A 17,775-nucleotide genomic window follows, 5' to 3' on the forward strand; every position below is an offset into this window, starting at 1 on the left:
GGCGGGTTCTTTATCAGCGCAGTTTAACGCTCAGGCTCAGTTAACCATAGCGTTCAACTAACTGAATAAGGGACGATTAAATAAATCCCTTTGTCCCTGCCAACCACCACAAAAATCACCTGTCCGTCTTGCCCACGGGTTTACGCCTAAGCCCCGACACAACAGTGTCATCCCGCGCCGCCATCCGCCCGGCATCCCACTCACGCTGCATATCCGCAAGGAGTTCGCCATCCACGCGATATCGATTAACCGTTAACGCTTGAGTCATCGCCTCGGCAATACGCTCAATGATCAAGGCCGGCCTCTCCACCGCGCAGTGTTTTCGACCGAATTCAATCAATTGCTGACGATCCGGGTAGTTTTTCACTTTGTTCATCTTGATGGCCAACGTCCGGTCAACCAATGACCGACCGGATTTTGGATTGTAGTTTTCATAAACGGTCGTGGTCGTGACATCGAAAACCGGTGCCAATTGCACTGTTTCAAGCGCATCAGGATGGGTGTAGATCACACCGAAGTTCTTCAGGTGTGCGTCTCCGTTGCGGACCATGACTGAAAGACAAACCGAAGAAAAAAAGCGCTCCAGTTCGCGCACCGGATCGCCATGTCGGCAGACTTGGCCAATCACCGCAGCAAGGGTTTCATAGCTTTGGGAATACTTGTAGTTGTCATGGGGATCCTTGTTGAGCCCCAGAAGGACGGCCATGTCTTCAAACCCGAGACGACCGGAAGCGTTCAGATCGAATCGCTCCATCACAAATAGATCACCGTTTTCAGACAGCCAGAACGGCGGCGTTTCCAACCCGGCAAGACGGGCCGCTTCCAGACAGAGAAATTCGTTCTGAGCCAGGTGTGCATACTCGTCTGCGCCTGACTTAACGATCAGATCGGAGCTGAGCATGGTTTTTCGATTACCGGTGAGCTTATCCAGATCGGGTACCAGCACCTTGGGCTGCACACCTGAAATGCCCGACTCGAAATAGGTATCGACCAGGAACTCGAAGACACCTTGCGAAGCATCTGCAGACAGGATTTCCTGCAGCCCGACCTGAGCACGAACGGACACGAGTGCCTCTGCCGGGTTCTGGTAGGTGAGGCGCCCGATTTGATTCCCTCCGATGACCGATAACAGGCGCATTTCATCCACCTGCATATGCTTGGCCATCCGGCGTTTGATCTGATCGGCCAGAAATCCTTCAGGCACATTCATATCGAAGATCGGATGCAGCACATTGCTCACCGAAGGCGTCGGGTCATAGGGCATGACCAGTGAGACTTCCCTGGGTGCATCGGCGGATTCGTAGGCAAACGAGAACTGCGACCCCTTGGACAGCTCGCCCGAAAAGCCTTGCGGTGTCATGACGTTGAGCAGTTTGACCTTACTCATCGTGCTCTACCAGATCAGCAAGGGATTTGAGATCAATTCGGTTGTCGACAATTTCAAGCGCCATGCCCAGCGCTGATAGCACCCGGAACGCGGTGTAAAGCGCGACATTTTCACCGGCCTCAAGGTCAATGATGGTTTTGCGGTTGCATTTTGCTCTGTGCGCCAATATTGCCTGGCTATAGCCTTTGGCGCGTCGTAACTGGCGGACTCTTTCACCGAACACAGAGGGGTTGTGCAGGAGCATGAATGTCACCTATATCGGACTTTACTAACGAATATTTTTATTATGTCCACTATAAGTAACATTTCAAGCGCCTTACGTCAGACAGCGTCCAGATGAAATCTCCTCCATAAAAAAACCCGCCTCTCGGCGGGTTTCTCTTCAACGTGATAAAACGCTCAGGCTCAGTTCACCTTAGCGTTCAACTCACCTTTGAGGTAACGCTGATACATCGCTTCCAACGAGATCGGCTTGATCTTCGAAGCATTGCCCGCCGTACCAAACTGCTCATAACGTGCGATACACACATCACGCATTGCAGTCACGGTCGCGCCGAAGAACTTACGCGGATCGAATTCGCTAGGGTTGGTAGCCATCAGGCGACGCATCGCACCGGTGGATGCCAGGCGCAGGTCGGTGTCGATGTTGACCTTGCGCACGCCGTGCTTGATGCCTTCGACGATTTCTTCAACCGGTACGCCGTAGGTTTCTTTGATGTCGCCGCCGTACTGGTTGATGATCGCCAGCCACTCTTGCGGAACCGAAGACGAACCGTGCATCACCAAGTGGGTGTTCGGGATGCGTTTGTGGATTTCCTTGATGCGGTCGATGGCCAGCACGTCGCCGGTAGGTGGCTTGGTGAACTTGTAGGCGCCGTGGCTGGTGCCGATGGCGATGGCCAGGGCATCGACTTGGGTGCGTTTGACGAAGTCAGCGGCTTCTTCCGGGTCGGTCAGCATTTGGCTGTGATCCAGAACGCCTTCGGCGCCGATGCCGTCTTCTTCACCGGCCATGCCGGTTTCCAGCGAACCCAGGCAGCCCAGCTCGCCTTCAACCGAAACGCCGCAGGCGTGAGCCATGGCTACCGTTTGTTGGGTAACACGGACGTTGTAGTCGTAGTCGGTCGGGGTCTTGCCGTCTTCGCCCAGGGAGCCGTCCATCATCACCGAGCTGAAGCCCAACTGGATGGAGCGCTGGCAGACGTCAGGGCTGGTGCCGTGGTCCTGGTGCATGCACACCGGGATGTGCGGGAATTCTTCGATTGCCGCCAGGATCAGGTGACGCAGGAACGGGGCGCCTGCGTATTTGCGAGCACCGGCCGAAGCCTGGACGATCACCGGGGAGTCAGTCTTGTCAGCGGCTTCCATGATGGCGCGCATCTGCTCAAGGTTGTTGACGTTGAAGGCTGGAACGCCGTAGCCGAACTCGGCTGCGTGGTCCAGCATCTGGCGCATGCTGATAAGTGCCATTGTGTGTCTCTCTCCCGGTTGAGGGTCGTTAATCGTGCCAGCCTGCCGTAGCGGCGGCGGCTATTCAAGTTATTGCAGATCGGGGGTTGGCCCGGGCTGCGAATTCGGTGCTGCCTAAATCTCTACAAGCCGTCGATTTCCTGTAGGAGCGGAGCTTGCTCGCGAAGGGGTCATCACATTCAACACAGGTGTTGTCAGTTAAACCGCTTTCGCGAGCAAGCTTCGCTCCTACAGGTTTTGCGCAAGCTTTCAATTACTCGGCTTTACAACCGCGGCCGATCAAATCGTTGGTGGCGACCCAGTAAACTAGGCCTTCCTCACCTTTTACGTGAAACGCCAGCATGTCGTTGCTGTACAGCGAACCTTCGGCGCCCGGCTCCAGCTTCAAACGGTAGACCTGATCAGCACCGCCCAGGCGAACATCGACTTCCTTGCGGTTGATGTCAGTGTAGCGCCAGAGCACTTTGGCCTGGCTATCGCAAGTCCAGGTGGTCCAACTGTCCGCTGGCCCGGCAGCGTTGAACAGGTTCAAATGGGTGCAACCTGCCAGCAATGCCAATGCCGCAACGGCGATAAAGCCTTTCATCCGTGTTCCTCGGCTGACGGCGCACGCCGCCCACCTTGAGTAAAGAGTCTGACCCCTCAAGGGCAACCATGTTCCTTGGCCGGGGTCTGTGTCTCGTATTTGTCCAGGCCATCGGGCCCGGAGCGCTTGTTGATCACCGGGTTGGTTTCCGCTTGCCAGTCGGCCTGGTAGCAGCCTTTTTCCTGCGTTTGCGGCGCGGGTTCCGGCGTGGCTTTCGGGTTACTCCCGCAAGCCGCCAGCATACCCGCGGCGATCAACAACACTAGGGTCCTGACCATGTGAACACTCCTTTGCCTGGTCAACTGCGCGGCCTCAGGCCTTGGCCCGGCTTTCCAGGACTTCAACGGCCGGCAGCACTTTGCCTTCGACGAATTCGAGGAACGCGCCGCCGCCGGTAGAAATGTAGGAGATCTGCTCAGCAACGCCATACTTGTCGATGGCCGCGCAGGGTGTCACCGCCGCCAGCAATGGAGAACGCCGAGCTTTCGGCAATGGCTTGGGCCAGCACTTTGGTGCCGTTACCGAACTGGTCGAATTCGAACACGCCCACCGGGCCGTTCCACAGGATGGTCTTGGACGACTTCAACAGCTCGGCGAAATTCGCCGCGGTCTGTGGACCGATGTCCAGGATCATGTCGTCTGCGGCCACGTCGGCAATCAGCTTGACGGTCGCGGTCGCGCTTTCAGCGAATTCCTTGGCAACTACCACGTCCACCGGCAGTGGCACGCTGACCTTGGCGGCGATTTCACGGGCCGTATCCAGCAGGTCCGGCTCGTACAAGGATTTGCCGACCGGGTGACCAGCAGCGGCCAGGAAGGTATTGGCGATGCCGCCACCGACGATCAGCTGGTTGCAGATCTGGCTCAGGCTGTTGAGCACGTCGAGTTTGGTCGACACTTTGGAGCCGGCAACGATAGCGGCCATTGGCTGCGCCGGGGCGCCCAGGGCCTTGCCCAGTGCGTCCAGTTCGGCGGCCAGCAGCGGGCCAGCAGCGGCGACTTTGGCGAACTTGGCCACGCCGTGGGTCGAACCCTCGGCGCGATGAGCGGTGCCGAAGGCGTCCATCACGAACACGTCGCACAGGGCCGCGTATTGCTTGGCCAGTTCGTCAGCGTTCTTTTTCTCGCCCTTGTTGAAGCGCACGTTTTCGAACAGCACGATGTCGCCGGCTTTCACGTCGACGCCGCCCAGGTAATCAGACACCAGCGGCACTTCGCGGCCCAGGGCTTTGCTCAGGTAGTCAGCGACTGGCTTGAGGCTGTTCTCGGCCGAGAACTCGCCTTCGGTCGGACGGCCAAGGTGCGAGCAGACCATCACGGCCGCGCCTTTTTCCAGGGCCAGCTTGATGGTCGGCAGCGAAGCCAGGATTCGCGCATCGCTGGTGACAACACCGTCCTTGACTGGGACGTTGAGGTCTTCGCGGATCAGTACGCGCTTACCTTGCAGATCGAGGTCGGTCATCTTCAACACGGTCATGGGTCGCATTTCCTGGATAGCTGTTTTAGAGAGCAGGTTTTGGTTGTGGTGCAGCTGTTTGCAAATAGTGTTCTGCAACGTCCAGCATTCGATTGGCAAAACCCCATTCGTTGTCGAACCAGGCCAGGATGTTCACCAGCCGAGGGCCGGAAACGCGGGTCTGACTGGCATCGACGATGGCCGAATGTGGGTCATGATTGAAATCACAACTGGCGTGAGGCAACTCGGTGTAGGCCAGAAGGCCCTTGAGCGGGCCATGGGTGGCGGCCTCGCGCAGAATCCGGTTGACCTCGGTGGCGTCGGTATCACTTACGGTCTGCATCGTAATGTCGAGGCAGGACACGTTAACCGTCGGCACCCGCACGGCTTTGGCCTGAATTCGCCCGGCAAGTTCCGGCAGCAGGCGTTCAATGCCTCGCGCCAGACCAGTGGACACCGGAATCACCGACTGGAACGCCGAACGGGTGCGGCGCAGGTCTTCGTGGTGATAGGCGTCGATCACCGGTTGATCGTTCATTGCCGAGTGGATGGTCGTGATCGACACGTATTCCAGACCAATGGCCTGATCCAGCAGGCGCAACAGCGGCACGCCGCAGTTGGTGGTGCAGGACGCGTTGGATACCAGCAGCTCATCGCCGGTCAGGCAATCCTGGTTCACGCCGTAGACGATGGTGGCGTCGACATCTGCCTCGCTGGCCATCGGCTGGGAGAACAGCACCCGCGGCGCACCGGCGTCGAGGAACCGCTGGCCATCAGCACGCGTGTGATAAGCGCCGGAGCACTCCAGCACCAGATCGACGCCCAGTGACGCCCAATCGATGCCTTCGGGGGTGGCACTGCGCAGGACCTTCACGCAGTCGCCTTTAATATGCAGACAATCGCCCTCGACCCTCACCTCACCGGGAAACCGCCCGTGAGTGGAGTCAAAGCGTGTCAGGTATTCGATGCTGGCCATGTCGGCCAGATCGTTGATCGCAACAATTTCAAACCCGGCCGTCGAGCCTCGCTCAAACAACGCACGCAAGACGCAACGACCAATCCGGCCGTAGCCGTTGAGTGCAACTTTGTAAGGACGCGGTTGAGGCATGGGGTTCTCGATTACCGTGGTGAATCCGTCAGTGTTGCGTTGAATGTTCAATTGCCTTCGCGGGCAAGCCTCGCTCCTACATGGGCGGTGTAAATCCCTGTAGGAGCGAGGCTTGCCCGCGAAGACGTCAGCACAGACAACGCAACTGTCGGACTTAGTCTTCCAGCAGCTCTTCAGCCTGACCCAGGATGTTTTCCAGGGTGAAGCCGAACTCTTCGAACAAGGCAGGCGCAGGCGCCGACTCGCCGTAGGTGGTCATGCCGATCACGCGGCCTTCCAGGCCCACGTACTTGTACCAGTAGTCCGCGTGAGCAGCTTCGATGGCGATCCGCGCGCTGACCTGCAATGGCAGGACCGCTTGCTTGTAGCCAGCGTCCTGGGCTTCGAAGACGCTGGTGCACGGCATCGAAACAACACGCACCTTGCGGCCTTGCTCGGTCAGTTTGTCGAAGGCTTGGACGGCCAGGCCGACTTCCGAACCGGTGGCGATCAGGATCAGCTCAGGCTCGCCTGCGCAGTCTTTCAGCACGTAGCCGCCGCGATTGATGCACTCGATCTGCACCGCGTCACGGGTTTGGTGCTGCAGGTTCTGACGGGAGAAGATCAGTGCCGACGGGCCATCGTCACGCTCCAGAGCGCATTTCCAGGCCACTGCCGATTCAACGGCATCGGCTGGACGCCAGGTGTCGAGGTTCGGCGTGCAGCGCAGGCTGGCCAGTTGCTCGATCGGCTGGTGAGTCGGGCCGTCTTCGCCCAGACCGATGGAGTCGTGGGTGAACACATAAATGATGCGTTTCTTCATCAGCGCCGACATGCGCACTGCGTTGCGGGCGTATTCCATGAACATCAGGAAGGTCGCGCCGTAAGGCACCAGGCCGCCGTGCAGGGCCACACCGTTCATGATCGCGCTCATGCCGAACTCGCGAACGCCGTAGTACATATAGTTGCCGCTGGCGTCTTCGGCGGTGACGCCTTTGCAACCTTTCCACAGGGTCAGGTTGGAACCGGCCAGGTCAGCCGAACCGCCGAGCAGTTCCGGCAGCAGCGGGCCGAACGCGTTCAGGGCGTTCTGGCTGGCTTTACGGCTGGCGATGGTTTCGCCCTTGGCCGCGACTTCAGCGATATAAGCAGCCGCTTTTTCCGCGAAGTCTTCCGGCAGGTCGCCGCTCAGACGACGAACCAGCTCGTTGGCCAGCTCCGGGAAGGCCGCGGAGTACGCAGCGAAACGCTGATCCCACTCGGCTTCGGCAGCGCGACCGGCTTCCTTGGCATCCCACTCGGCATAGATGTTGGCCGGGATTTCGAACGGGCCGTGGTTCCACTTCAGTGCTTCACGGGTCAGAGCGATTTCCGCGTCACCCAATGGGGCGCCGTGGCAATCTTCCTTGCCTTGCTTGTTCGGCGAACCGAAACCGATGGTGGTCTTGCAGCAGATCAGCGTCGGGCGCTCGCTTTTACGCGCCGTGTCGATGGCGATCTTGATTTCTTCCGGGTCATGACCGTCGACGTTGCGGATCACCTGCCAGTTGTAGGCCTCGAAACGCTTCGGCGTGTCGTCGGTGAACCAGCCTTCGACTTCGCCGTCGATGGAGATGCCGTTGTCATCGTAGAAGGCGATCAGTTTGCCCAGGCCCAAGGTACCGGCCAGGGAGCTGACTTCGTGGGAAATGCCTTCCATCATGCAGCCATCACCCAGGAACACGTAGGTGTGGTGATCGACAACGTTATGGCCGGGACGGTTGAACTGCGCCGCCAGGACTTTTTCTGCCAGGGCGAAACCCACGGCATTGGCCAGGCCTTGGCCCAGTGGGCCGGTGGTGGTTTCAACGCCCGGGGTGTAACCGAATTCCGGGTGACCCGGGGTGCGGCTGTGCAGCTGGCGGAAGCTTTTCAGGTCATCGATCGACAGGTCATAGCCGGTCAGGTGCAGCAGCGAGTAGATCAGCATCGAACCGTGACCGTTGGACAGCACGAAGCGGTCACGGTCGGCGAACGATGGATTGCTCGGGTTGTGCTTCAGGTAGTCACGCCAAAGTACTTCGGCGATATCCGCCATACCCATAGGGGCACCGGGATGGCCGCTGTTGGCTTTTTGCACGGCATCCATGCTGAGGGCACGAATGGCGTTGGCACGCTCACGACGGCTGGGCATCGCTGTTCTCCTGCGGATATTGAATCGAGAGTGAATAAAACGAAACGGAAAAAAGGCGAGCATTTTCCCTCACCCACCCGCCTCGGGGCAATGACAGATAGTCATCTGAAGACGTTTTTCCAATGGATAACAGCGTATTCGACTGATGAAACCTTTCCGCTGTTCGTTTGCTGACTAAAGCTAACGCTGAGAAATGCCATCCATCGAGCAATATCAAAACTTTTTGATATTGCTCTTGCGGTGATTTATGACCGTCACTAGACTGCTGGCCTTATGAATTTACGCGCCCCCTCCATTCGACATGACGATTGCGATGAGCTGGCGGCCCTGTGCAAGGCCGGCGGCGATCCTCTGCGGCTGAATGTATTGCGCGCACTGGCCAACGATTCGTTCGGCGTACTGGAACTGGCGCAGATCTTCGGCATCGGTCAGTCCGGCATGAGTCATCACCTCAAGGTTTTGGCCCAGGCCGATCTGGTGGCGACCCGTCGTGAAGGCAATGCGATTTTTTACCGTCGCGCCCTGCCCCACACCGATCTGCTGGGCGGCAAGCTGCATGCCGCGCTGCTGGAAGAAGTGGACAACCTGACCCTGCCAACTGACGTTCAGTCGCGGATCGGTCAGGTCCACGGGCAGCGAGCGGCGGCCAGCCAAGACTTTTTCTCACGGGTCGCGGAGAAGTTTCGCGCCCAGCAAGACCTGATTGCCGGCCTGCCGCAGTACCGCGAAAGCGTGGTGGCACTGCTCGACAAGCTGAGTTTCGGCCCCGAAGCCACAGCCATCGAAGTGGGCCCTGGCGATGGCGGTTTTCTGCCGGAACTGGCGCGTCGTTTCGCTCAAGTCGCGGCGCTGGACAACAGCCCGGCGATGCTCGATCTGGCCCGCCAGCTCTGCGAACGTGAAATGCTGGCTAACGTCAGCCTGCAATTGGCCGATGCATTGAAGGGTGTCAGCCACAAGGCTGATTGCGTTGTATTGAACATGGTACTGCACCATTTCGCCGCGCCGGCCGAAGCACTCAAGCGCATGGCCGACTTGCTGCAACCGGGCGGTAGCCTGCTCGTGACAGAGTTATGTAGCCACAACCAGAGTTGGGCCAGGGAGGCCTGCGGTGATCTCTGGTTGGGGTTTGAACAGGACGATCTGGCCCGTTGGGCCACCGCTGCGGGACTCGTTCCCGGGGAAAGCCTCTATGTAGGCTTACGTAATGGTTTCCAGATTCAGGTCCGCCATTTTCAGCGACCGGCTGGCGACACTCACCATCGGTAAATTCAGGAAAAAATCGAGATGAGCGAATACTCCCTCTTCACCTCCGAGTCCGTGTCTGAAGGGCATCCGGACAAAATCGCCGACCAGATTTCCGATGCGGTGCTGGACGCCATCATTGCTGAAGACAAGTTCGCCCGCGTAGCGTGCGAAACTCTGGTGAAAACCGGCGTGGCAATCATCGCAGGTGAAGTCACCACGTCGGCCTGGGTCGACCTGGAAGACATCGTCCGTAACGTGATTCTCGACATCGGCTACAACAGCTCCAATGTCGGCTTCGACGGCGCGACCTGCGGCGTGATGAACATCATCGGCAAGCAGTCCCCCGACATCAACCAAGGCGTTGATCGTGCCAAGCCTGAAGATCAGGGTGCCGGCGACCAGGGCCTGATGTTCGGCTACGCCAGCAACGAAACCGACGTGCTGATGCCAGCACCGATCACCTTCTCGCACCAGTTGGTTCAACGTCAGGCTGAAGCCCGTAAATCCGGCCTGCTGCCTTGGCTGCGCCCGGACGCCAAGTCGCAAGTGACTTGCCGTTACGAAGGCGGCAAGGTTGTCGGTATCGACGCTGTTGTATTGTCGACCCAGCACAACCCTGATGTGTCCTACAAAGACCTGCGCGAAGGCGTGATGGAGCTGATCGTCAAGCACGTACTGCCTGCCGAGCTGCTGTCCAAAGACACCCAGTTCCACATCAACCCGACCGGCCAATTCATCATCGGCGGCCCGGTTGGCGACTGCGGCCTGACCGGCCGCAAGATCATCGTCGACAGCTACGGCGGCATGGCTCGTCACGGCGGTGGCGCGTTCTCCGGCAAGGATCCATCGAAGGTTGACCGTTCGGCGGCCTACGCGGGTCGTTACGTGGCCAAGAACATCGTTGCCGCCGGCCTGGCCGAGCGTTGCGAAATTCAGGTTTCCTACGCGATCGGTGTTGCCCAGCCTACGTCGATTTCGTTGAACACCTTCGGCACCGGCAAAATCAGCGACGACAAGATCGTCAAACTGGTTCGCGAAGTGTTCGACCTGCGTCCATACGCAATCACCACCATGCTCGACCTGCTGCACCCGATGTACCAGGAAACCGCTGCGTACGGCCACTTCGGTCGCACCCCGGCTACCAAGACTGTGGGCGACGATACGTTCACCACTTTCACCTGGGAAAAAACCGACCGTGCCGACGACCTGCGTGTCGCGGCCGGCCTGTAAGACTTCCCCGGCGGTACCCAAAAGCCCCGCACGGTTCGCCGTGCGGGGCTTTTTCATGGGAAAGATCAAAAGATCGCAGCCTTGGCGTACACCTGTAGGAGCTGCCGAAGGCTGCGATCTTTTGATCGTCGCACTTCGAAACACGCAGAATTACACCCTTGCAACCCACACCCGAAAACTGACTAGCCTTGAAAGCATCCCACTGAGCAAGGACGCTCTCGATGCTCCCCAACCTGCGCCTGTTTTTCGCTTTCCTGCTGACCTTCGCCTGCCAGACCACCCATGCCGCCGAATGCCCCGACTGGCCACCGGCCCGCGCGCAGGAAGAAATCACCACTCTGCAACTGCAAATCGATCGCTGGGACGACAGCTACCATCGTGAAGGCCAGTCGCTGATCGCCGATGAACTCTACGATCAGTCCCGCGCACGACTGAGCGAATTGCGCGAATGTTTTGATTCAGGCCCCTCCACCGAACCATTGCGTACGGCTGGCGGCACGGCCGCTCACCCCATCGCCCACACCGGTCTGGAAAAACTGCGCGATGAGCACGCCGTCGAAGCCTGGCTAAAAGATCGCGGGGACGTCTGGATTCAGCCCAAGGTCGACGGCGTTGCGGTGACGTTGATCTATCGCAACGGTTGGTTGCACCGGGCGATCAGTCGGGGAGACGGGGTAAACGGCCAGGACTGGACTGCCTCGGCGCGCCAGATCGCCGCCATCCCTCAAAAGCTTTCGCAGCCGCTGGATTTGTTGCTGCAAGGCGAACTCTATTGGCGTCTGACCGAACACGTGCAAGCTCAGGCTGGCAGCCTCAATGCCCGGGCCACGGTGGCCGGGTTGATGGCGCGCAAGGCGCTGAGCATCGAGCAAGCCGCCGGTATCGGGTTGTTTGTCTGGGACTGGCCACAAGGCCCGAAAAACCTGCCGGCCCGGGTGGCGGCTCTGGATGAATTGGGGTTCCCGAGCACAGCGCCCTACAGTCAGCCGATCAAGGCATTTGCCGATGCCAAACACTGGCGCGATCACTGGTATCGCTCCCCCCTGCCCTTTGCCAGCGATGGGATCGTGTTGCGCCAGAGCCAGCGCCCACCGGCCGAGCGCTGGCAGGCAAAAGCGCCTTACTGGAGCGTCGCCTGGAAATACCCTTTTGCCCAGGCGCTGGCCGAAGTGCGCAAGGTCCACTTCAAGATTGGACGGACCGGCCGGATCACACCGGTGCTGGATCTGGTACCGGTGATGCTTGATGACCGTCAGATCAAGCACGTGAGCGCCAGCTCCCTGCAACGCTGGGAAGCGCTGGACATCCGGCCCGGCGATCAGGTCGCCATCAGCCTGGCGGGGCTGACTATCCCCAGGCTCGATGGTGTCGTATTGCGCAGCACCAAACGCCCGGAACTGAATGTACCGCTGGCAACAGACTTTCATTCTTTAAGCTGCTGGCAACCAACACCAGGATGCGAAAGCCAATTCCTCGCGCGCCTGGCCTGGCTCAGTGGTAAACAGGGGCTGGCATTGCCTCATGTCGGGCCAGGCACCTGGGAAAAACTGCTCAAGGCCGAACGCCTCGACAACCTGCTCGATTGGATGACCCTCGATGGGCAAGAGCTTGCTAACATTGACGGCTTCGGTGAGCGCAGCAGTGCTCGTCTTTTGAACAGTTTCAACAGCGCCCGGCAACGCCCATTCGCTCGCTGGCTCAAAGCCCTGGGCTTGCCGCCGACCGGCCAGGCACGCCTTGCCGACTCATGGCAGGCGCTGGCGCAACGAAACACCGAACAATGGCAGGCCGAAGCCGGCATCGGCCCGGGGCGTGCAGCGCAATTGAGCGCATTTTTCCGCGACCCGCAGGTCCTGGCCTTGAGTGAGACATTACGTGTTGCCGGGATTGACGGTTTCTAGACGCCAGCCCTGCCTGAGAACCGGGAACCCAAAGGTGCCGATGCGCTCAAACAGCCCATCGCTATATCGAATTTTTCACCTGGAGCTTTTATGAAACTTCTTTCACCGCTCGCCGTGTTGACCCTGTGCAGCGTGATGGCCGCTCCATTGATGGCTGACGAAGACGCCCCGGGGCTGACCGGCTGCGCAGCTAAAAAACAGGGCATCATCAACCAGATTGAACTGGCCAAGTCCCGCGGCAACGCCGATCAACAGGCGGGCCTGGAAACCGCCCTGAACGAAGTGACTGCCCATTGCACCGACGCCTCCTTGAAGAAGGAACGGGAAAACAAGGTGCTCGACGCCAAGCACGAAGTCAGCACGCGTCAGGCCGACCTCGAGAAGGCGATGAAAAAAGGCGACGCCGAGAAGATCAACAAGCGCAAAGACAAACTGGCTCAATCGCGCAAAGAGTTGCAGGAAGCGCTGGATGAGCTGGATAAGTAAAAAGATCTTTCAAGATCAAAAGATCGCAGCCTTTGGCAGCTCCTGCCCTGCAATCTTTTCTGCAATCAATGATCCCGAAACTCTTTATGGCACGCACTGCAGGCATCTTCGACCTTCTGTACCGCCGGCCCCAGATTGCTGACCTTGTAGGGCTGAACCTTGCTGGCAATCACCAGTTCACCGGTGGCGTCTTCAAGGATGCGGGCCATTTCCTGGAAGCGTGCCTGCTTCTGCCAGACATCATCCTTGGCGCTGGTGTGATCCTCTTCGCGCACCTGCGGGAAATGTTTCCACGGCTCATGGGACAAGGCATCAAGTTTCACGGCGCCGTCGGCGAATTTCGGGCCATCGAACGGAATACGCCCACGCAACATACCGCCCAGGTCTTCGCCGGTCTTGAGCATCTGCTTGAAGATCGCCTTGCGCTGACCCAGTGGCGAGTTCGGGTCGACACCACCGCAGGCGGACAAGGTCAGGCAGGCCAGCAATACAACAGAAAGTCTTTTAAGAGTCATGGTGGCTTCGGGTCACTGGAAACGGCGGCCAGTATCCTCGCGTCACCGGCAAAGACCAATAGCCCTATTATCAATACGGGTTGTTTGAGCGCATGGAGCACTCAGGCAACCGACAAAGGAATTACTCCATGAACAGCCGTTTCAAGGCATGGCGTCACAATCTGGCCTGGACCCTTCCGATGGTGGCCGTGCTGGCAGGTTGCACCGGCGGCGACAGCAGCAAACCGAAAACCCACGCACTGGCGACCTACTCCAGCGCCACCTGGGAAGCGCTTCCGGCAGTGTCCGACAACGACCTCGTCGCCGGCTTCGGCTCGTGGCGCAGCGCCTGCACCCGACTCAAGGCCGACCCGGTCTGGGGCGGCACCTGTGCGGCTTCCGCCAATGTGCAGCCAACCGCCAAGGACATCCGCGGTTTCCTCAAACAGAATCTGGACGTCTATGGCCTGCGTGCCGCCAATGACAACCCCAACGGCCTGATTACCGGTTACTACGAACCGGTGTACCCCGGCAGCCTGACCCAGACCGAGGAAGCCAACATCCCGGTGTACGGTGTGCCCGAGGACATGATCATCGTCTCGCTGGACAGTATCTATCCGGAACTCAAAGGCAAGCGCCTGCGGGGAAGACTCGAAGGTCGCGTGCTCAAGCCGTACGACGACGCGGCAACCATTGAAACCAACGGTGTGAAGGCGCCGGTGATTGCCTGGCTGACCGACCCGATGAACCTGCAGTTCCTGCAAATCCAGGGTTCGGGTCGCATCCAGCTTGATGACGGTCGTCAATTGCGCATCGGTTATGCCGATCAGAACGGCCACCCCTATCGCCCCATCGGCCGCTGGCTGGTGGACCAGGGTGAGCTGAAGAAAGAAGACGTGACCATGGGCGCTATCAGCACCTGGGCCAAGGCAAATCCTGCGCGCATTCCCGAACTGCTCGGCAGCAACCCCAGCTACGTGTTCTTCACCCGCAACCCCGACAGCAATGAAGGGCCGCGCGGTTCGCTGAATGTACCGCTGACCGCAGGTTATAGCGCGGCGGTGGACCGCAAAGTGATTCCGCTCGGCAGTCTGCTGTGGCTATCGACCACACGCCCGGACGGCAGCGCACTGGTACGTCCGGTGGCCGCGCAAGATACTGGCGGCGCGATTGCCGGCGAGGTCCGCGCGGACCTGTTCTGGGGCACCGGGGATGCGGCCGGGCAACTGGCCGGCGACATGAAACAGCAGGGACAGATCTGGATGCTTTGGCCTAAAGGGGCGGCGTTGCCGCAAGTGCCGCAGGTGGCTGACACACTTTAAAAGCAAAAGATCGCAGGCTTCGCCAGCTCCTACAGGGATCGATGTTCATCCGCGATATTGCGGCGCACGCGACCAATGTAGGAGCTGCCGAAGGCTGCGATCTTTTGATCTTCTTTAAACAGACACAACAAAGAAACTGACGATCAACCCCACTCCAATGGCCCACACCAACGACCGCAGAATTGCCCAGTCCGCCAGATAGCAAATGATGTACAGCAGCCGACTGGTGATAAACAACACCGCCAGCACATTGATCGTCACCAGATCGGCATTACCGGCCAGGTGCGCGACGATTACCGCTGCAGCAAACGCCGGTGTCACTTCGAAGCTGTTCAACTGCGCCGAATGCGCACGCCTGGCCACCCCTTCAAGCGAATCCAGAAACGCCCGCGGGTCGTGATTCTGTTTCAGCCCGAACTTGCCGCCGCTGAACTTGGCGACGCCTGTGCATAGATATGGCAAGCAGATCGCAATCAAAATGCACCACAGAGCAACCGTCATAACGCAGTCCCTTCTTCAAGTTATAGAAAATCGAATTCCATCAGCGGCGACTAAAACTTCATCACCAACATGCCGATCAGCACCAGCCCACAGGCCAAGAGCCGGGGCCTGCCGAAAGGTTCTTTCAGGTAGCGCATACCGAACAGCACGACCAGGATCACACTGATTTCGCGTAACGCCGCCGCTTCGGCAATCGAACCGAGCTGCATGGCCCAAAGCACCAGAGCGTAGCTGAACAGTACGCAAAACCCGACCGCCAATCCCAACCGCCACTGTTCCCGCCAGAACAGCATGAACGCCGGGCGTTTGCGCACCAGCGCCAGCAACGGGAATGGCCAGGCACTGAGCAATGTGACCCACACCAGGTAGTCCAGCGGATGGGACCAGCGCCGCAAGGCCTGGCCATCGATGAAGGTGTAGCAACCGATGCACAACCCGATCAGTGCCACCACCGGCAGCATCGACCACGGCAGACGCACCCCGCCACCGCCTTGCCAGAGCAGGCACAACATGCCGAACGGGATCAGCAAAATCCCGAAGATCTGCTGTGCTGTCAGCACTTCCCCGGCGAAGATCAGCGTCAGCGCCAGCACCACCAGCGGCGACAGTCCACGCATCAACGGATAGACCAGCCCGAGATCGCCGACCCGATAGGCCTGGATCAACAGGTAGCGATAGAGCAACTCAAATGCCGCTGACGCGAGAATCCACGGCCACATCTCCAGTGGCGGCAGCGCCACGAAGGGCAGCATCAGGGCGACAAACAGCAGCGCAACGCTGTCCATGCAGGCCACCACCAACAGCCGCTCTGCACTGAATTTGATCAGGGTATTCCACGCCGCGTGCAACAGCGCCGCCACCAACACCAGAACCGTCGCAAGCACGACACACTCCTTATTTTGCCCCCATCCTCCCCCGCGGGAGCTGCCGAAGGCTGCGATTTTCTGATCATCCAAAATCAAAAGATCGCAGCCTTCGGCAGCTCCAACATCACGGGCAGAGAATTGATTCGCCATATGTCCGCAGCTGTTTATACTGCAAGCGACCACGCCGCACTCAGTTGCGCACACACTAATTCCAATAATTGCTGCCTCTGCCCGCTCTCACCGAGAACGGTCGTCGGCCTGCGCATGCCTGATCAAAGCGTCAAGACTACCGACAGAGACCTTGCGCATGCCACTCGCCTTGCTTGCACTGGCCGTTGCCGCCTTCGGCATCGGCACCACCGAATTCGTCATCATGGGCTTGCTGCCGGATGTCGCCCGCGACCTGGCCGTGAGCATTCCTCACGCGGGGCTGCTCATCACGGGTTACGCCCTGGGCGTGGTGTTCGGCGCGCCGATCCTCGCGGTCGGTACCGCCAACATGCCGCGCAAAGCCACTTTGCTGGGCATGACGCTGATGTTCATTCTCGGCAATATCCTCTGTGCCCTGGCGCCGAACTACGCCACTTTGATGGCCGCGCGGGTGATCACCGCGCTGTGCCACGGCGCGTTTTTCGGCATCGGCTCGGTGGTCGCCGCCGGTTTGGTGGCACCGAACAAACGAGCCCAGGCGATTGCCATGATGTTCACCGGTCTGACGCTGGCCAACGTGCTGGGCGTTCCATTGGGCACCGCGCTGGGGCAATACGCCGGCTGGCGCTCGACCTTCTGGGCGGTGTCGGTAATCGGCGTGATTGCGGCTATTGCGCAGTGGGTTTGGCTGCCCAAGGAAATCCCCATGGACAAGGCCAACCTGGCCAGCGAGTTCAAAGTGCTGGGCAAGGTCAACGTGCTGCTGGCGCTGGGCATGAGCGTGCTGGCGTCCACCAGTCTGTTCAGCGTGTTCACCTATATCGCGCCGATCCTGCAAGACATCACCGGTGTCAGCCCGCATGGCGTGACCATCATGCTGCTGTTGTTCGGGGTAGGCTTGACGGCGGGCAGCATGCTTGGCGGCCGATTGGCGGACAGTCGTTTGCTGCCTTCTCTGGTGGGCATGGCGCTGGCGGTGGTCGTCGTGCTGGCTGCTTTTAGCCAGACCAGTCACTCAGTAATCCCGGCGGCGATCACGCTGGTGTTGTGGGGCATCTTCGCGTTTGCGCTGTGCCCGATTCTGCAATTGCTGATCATCGATCAGGCTCATGAAGCGCCGAACCTCGGATCGACGTTGAATCAAAGTGCATTCAATCTCGGTAACGCAGCCGGGGCATGGATTGGCGGGCTGGTGGTGGCCAGTGGCGCGGACCTGGCGGATCTGCCATGGACCGGCGCACTGGTCAGCGGGTTGACGGTGCTGACGGCGTTGTTTTTCATCTACCTGCAGCGTCGCAGTGCTGTCACGGTCAATGTGTCCGGCTAAGCGCAATCCATGTGGGAGCGGGCTTGCTCGCGAAGGCGGCGGCACAGTCAAGATTGATGTCGCCTGACACACCGCCTTCGCGAGCAAGCCC

At 59.4% G+C, this 17,775-nt stretch carries 16 protein-coding genes and 1 pseudogene; 6 read left to right on the forward strand and 11 right to left on the reverse strand.

Annotated features, from left to right (window positions below; translation table 11 throughout):
- Positions 1-115: 115 nt before the first annotated feature.
- From AB7M22_RS24655 to tkt, 8 genes and pseudogenes are all read right to left on the reverse strand, one after another.
- A complete protein-coding gene (locus tag AB7M22_RS24655; protein ID WP_454188044.1) occupies positions 116-1,387 on the reverse strand; it encodes a type II toxin-antitoxin system HipA family toxin in 1,272 nt (423 codons plus the stop codon).
- Positions 1,380-1,631, reverse strand: a complete 252-nt coding sequence (locus AB7M22_RS24660) for a helix-turn-helix transcriptional regulator (protein ID WP_008010309.1) — start codon at positions 1,629-1,631, stop codon at positions 1,380-1,382. Before AB7M22_RS24660 ends, AB7M22_RS24655 begins: the two co-directional genes overlap by 8 nt.
- A 161-nt stretch (positions 1,632-1,792) precedes the next feature.
- On the reverse strand, positions 1,793-2,857 hold the full coding sequence (gene fba / locus AB7M22_RS24665) for a class II fructose-bisphosphate aldolase (protein ID WP_007894938.1): 1,065 nt from the start codon (positions 2,855-2,857) through the stop codon (positions 1,793-1,795).
- A gap of 253 nt (positions 2,858-3,110) precedes the next feature.
- Entirely contained in the window at positions 3,111-3,443 is a 333-nt protein-coding gene (locus tag AB7M22_RS24670; RefSeq protein WP_454188045.1) for an MliC family protein, read from the reverse strand.
- 56 nt (positions 3,444-3,499) lie between these two features.
- Positions 3,500-3,721 (reverse strand): hypothetical protein, encoded by a 222-nt coding sequence (locus AB7M22_RS24675; RefSeq protein ID WP_123719649.1) that lies wholly within the window; start codon positions 3,719-3,721, stop codon positions 3,500-3,502.
- Between the two features lie 34 nt (positions 3,722-3,755).
- Positions 3,756-4,920, reverse strand: a pseudogene (locus AB7M22_RS24680) (phosphoglycerate kinase).
- A gap of 25 nt (positions 4,921-4,945) precedes the next feature.
- Positions 4,946-6,007, reverse strand: a complete 1,062-nt coding sequence (gene epd, locus AB7M22_RS24685; RefSeq protein ID WP_007894931.1) for an erythrose-4-phosphate dehydrogenase — start codon at positions 6,005-6,007, stop codon at positions 4,946-4,948.
- A 154-nt stretch (positions 6,008-6,161) separates the two neighbouring features.
- Positions 6,162-8,159: a transketolase gene (tkt, locus tag AB7M22_RS24690; protein WP_454188046.1), complete on the reverse strand. Its 1,998-nt coding sequence runs from the start codon at positions 8,157-8,159 to the stop codon at positions 6,162-6,164.
- A gap of 273 nt (positions 8,160-8,432) precedes the next feature.
- Between tkt and AB7M22_RS24695 the strand changes: the two genes are divergently transcribed.
- The 4 genes from AB7M22_RS24695 to AB7M22_RS24710 all read left to right on the forward strand — a co-directional run bounded on the left by AB7M22_RS24695 (position 8,433) and on the right by AB7M22_RS24710 (position 13,024).
- On the forward strand, positions 8,433-9,428 hold the full coding sequence (locus tag AB7M22_RS24695) for an ArsR/SmtB family transcription factor (protein WP_454188047.1): 996 nt from the start codon (positions 8,433-8,435) through the stop codon (positions 9,426-9,428).
- Positions 9,429-9,446: 18 nt separating this feature from the next.
- On the forward strand, positions 9,447-10,637 hold the full coding sequence (metK, locus tag AB7M22_RS24700) for a methionine adenosyltransferase (RefSeq protein ID WP_008010319.1): 1,191 nt from the start codon (positions 9,447-9,449) through the stop codon (positions 10,635-10,637).
- Positions 10,638-10,858: 221 nt separating this feature from the next.
- Positions 10,859-12,538 (forward strand): NAD-dependent DNA ligase LigB, encoded by a 1,680-nt coding sequence (ligB, locus tag AB7M22_RS24705; protein ID WP_454188048.1) that lies wholly within the window; start codon positions 10,859-10,861, stop codon positions 12,536-12,538.
- A gap of 90 nt (positions 12,539-12,628) precedes the next feature.
- Entirely contained in the window at positions 12,629-13,024 is a 396-nt protein-coding gene (locus AB7M22_RS24710) for a DUF1090 domain-containing protein (RefSeq protein WP_007894925.1), read from the forward strand.
- 65 nt (positions 13,025-13,089) lie between these two features.
- Here the strand turns inward: AB7M22_RS24710 and AB7M22_RS24715 are convergent, their stop codons facing one another.
- The gene (locus AB7M22_RS24715; protein ID WP_454188049.1) at positions 13,090-13,539 is read right to left on the reverse strand and encodes a c-type cytochrome; all 450 of its coding nucleotides are present in this window, start codon (positions 13,537-13,539) and stop codon (positions 13,090-13,092) included.
- 128 nt (positions 13,540-13,667) lie between these two features.
- Here AB7M22_RS24715 and mltA point away from each other — a divergent pair, with 128 nt between their 5' ends.
- Entirely contained in the window at positions 13,668-14,840 is a 1,173-nt protein-coding gene (mltA, locus tag AB7M22_RS24720; protein ID WP_008074838.1) for a murein transglycosylase A, read from the forward strand.
- 114 nt (positions 14,841-14,954) lie between these two features.
- On the opposite strand, the gene AB7M22_RS24725 is transcribed toward mltA, so the two are convergent.
- Both AB7M22_RS24725 and AB7M22_RS24730 read right to left on the reverse strand, forming a co-directional pair.
- The gene (locus AB7M22_RS24725) at positions 14,955-15,341 is read right to left on the reverse strand and encodes an MAPEG family protein (RefSeq protein ID WP_454188050.1); all 387 of its coding nucleotides are present in this window, start codon (positions 15,339-15,341) and stop codon (positions 14,955-14,957) included.
- A gap of 50 nt (positions 15,342-15,391) precedes the next feature.
- Positions 15,392-16,225 carry an EamA family transporter gene (locus AB7M22_RS24730; RefSeq protein ID WP_008010329.1) on the reverse strand — a complete coding sequence of 278 codons (834 nt, stop codon included), beginning with the start codon at positions 16,223-16,225 and terminating at the stop codon, positions 15,392-15,394.
- Between the two features lie 289 nt (positions 16,226-16,514).
- Here AB7M22_RS24730 and AB7M22_RS24735 point away from each other — a divergent pair, with 289 nt between their 5' ends.
- Positions 16,515-17,684, forward strand: a complete 1,170-nt coding sequence (locus AB7M22_RS24735) for an MFS transporter (protein WP_447795014.1) — start codon at positions 16,515-16,517, stop codon at positions 17,682-17,684.
- Positions 17,685-17,775: the final 91 nt, after the last annotated feature.

It is taken from the genome of Pseudomonas sp. ADAK2 TE3594, assembly GCF_053628675.1.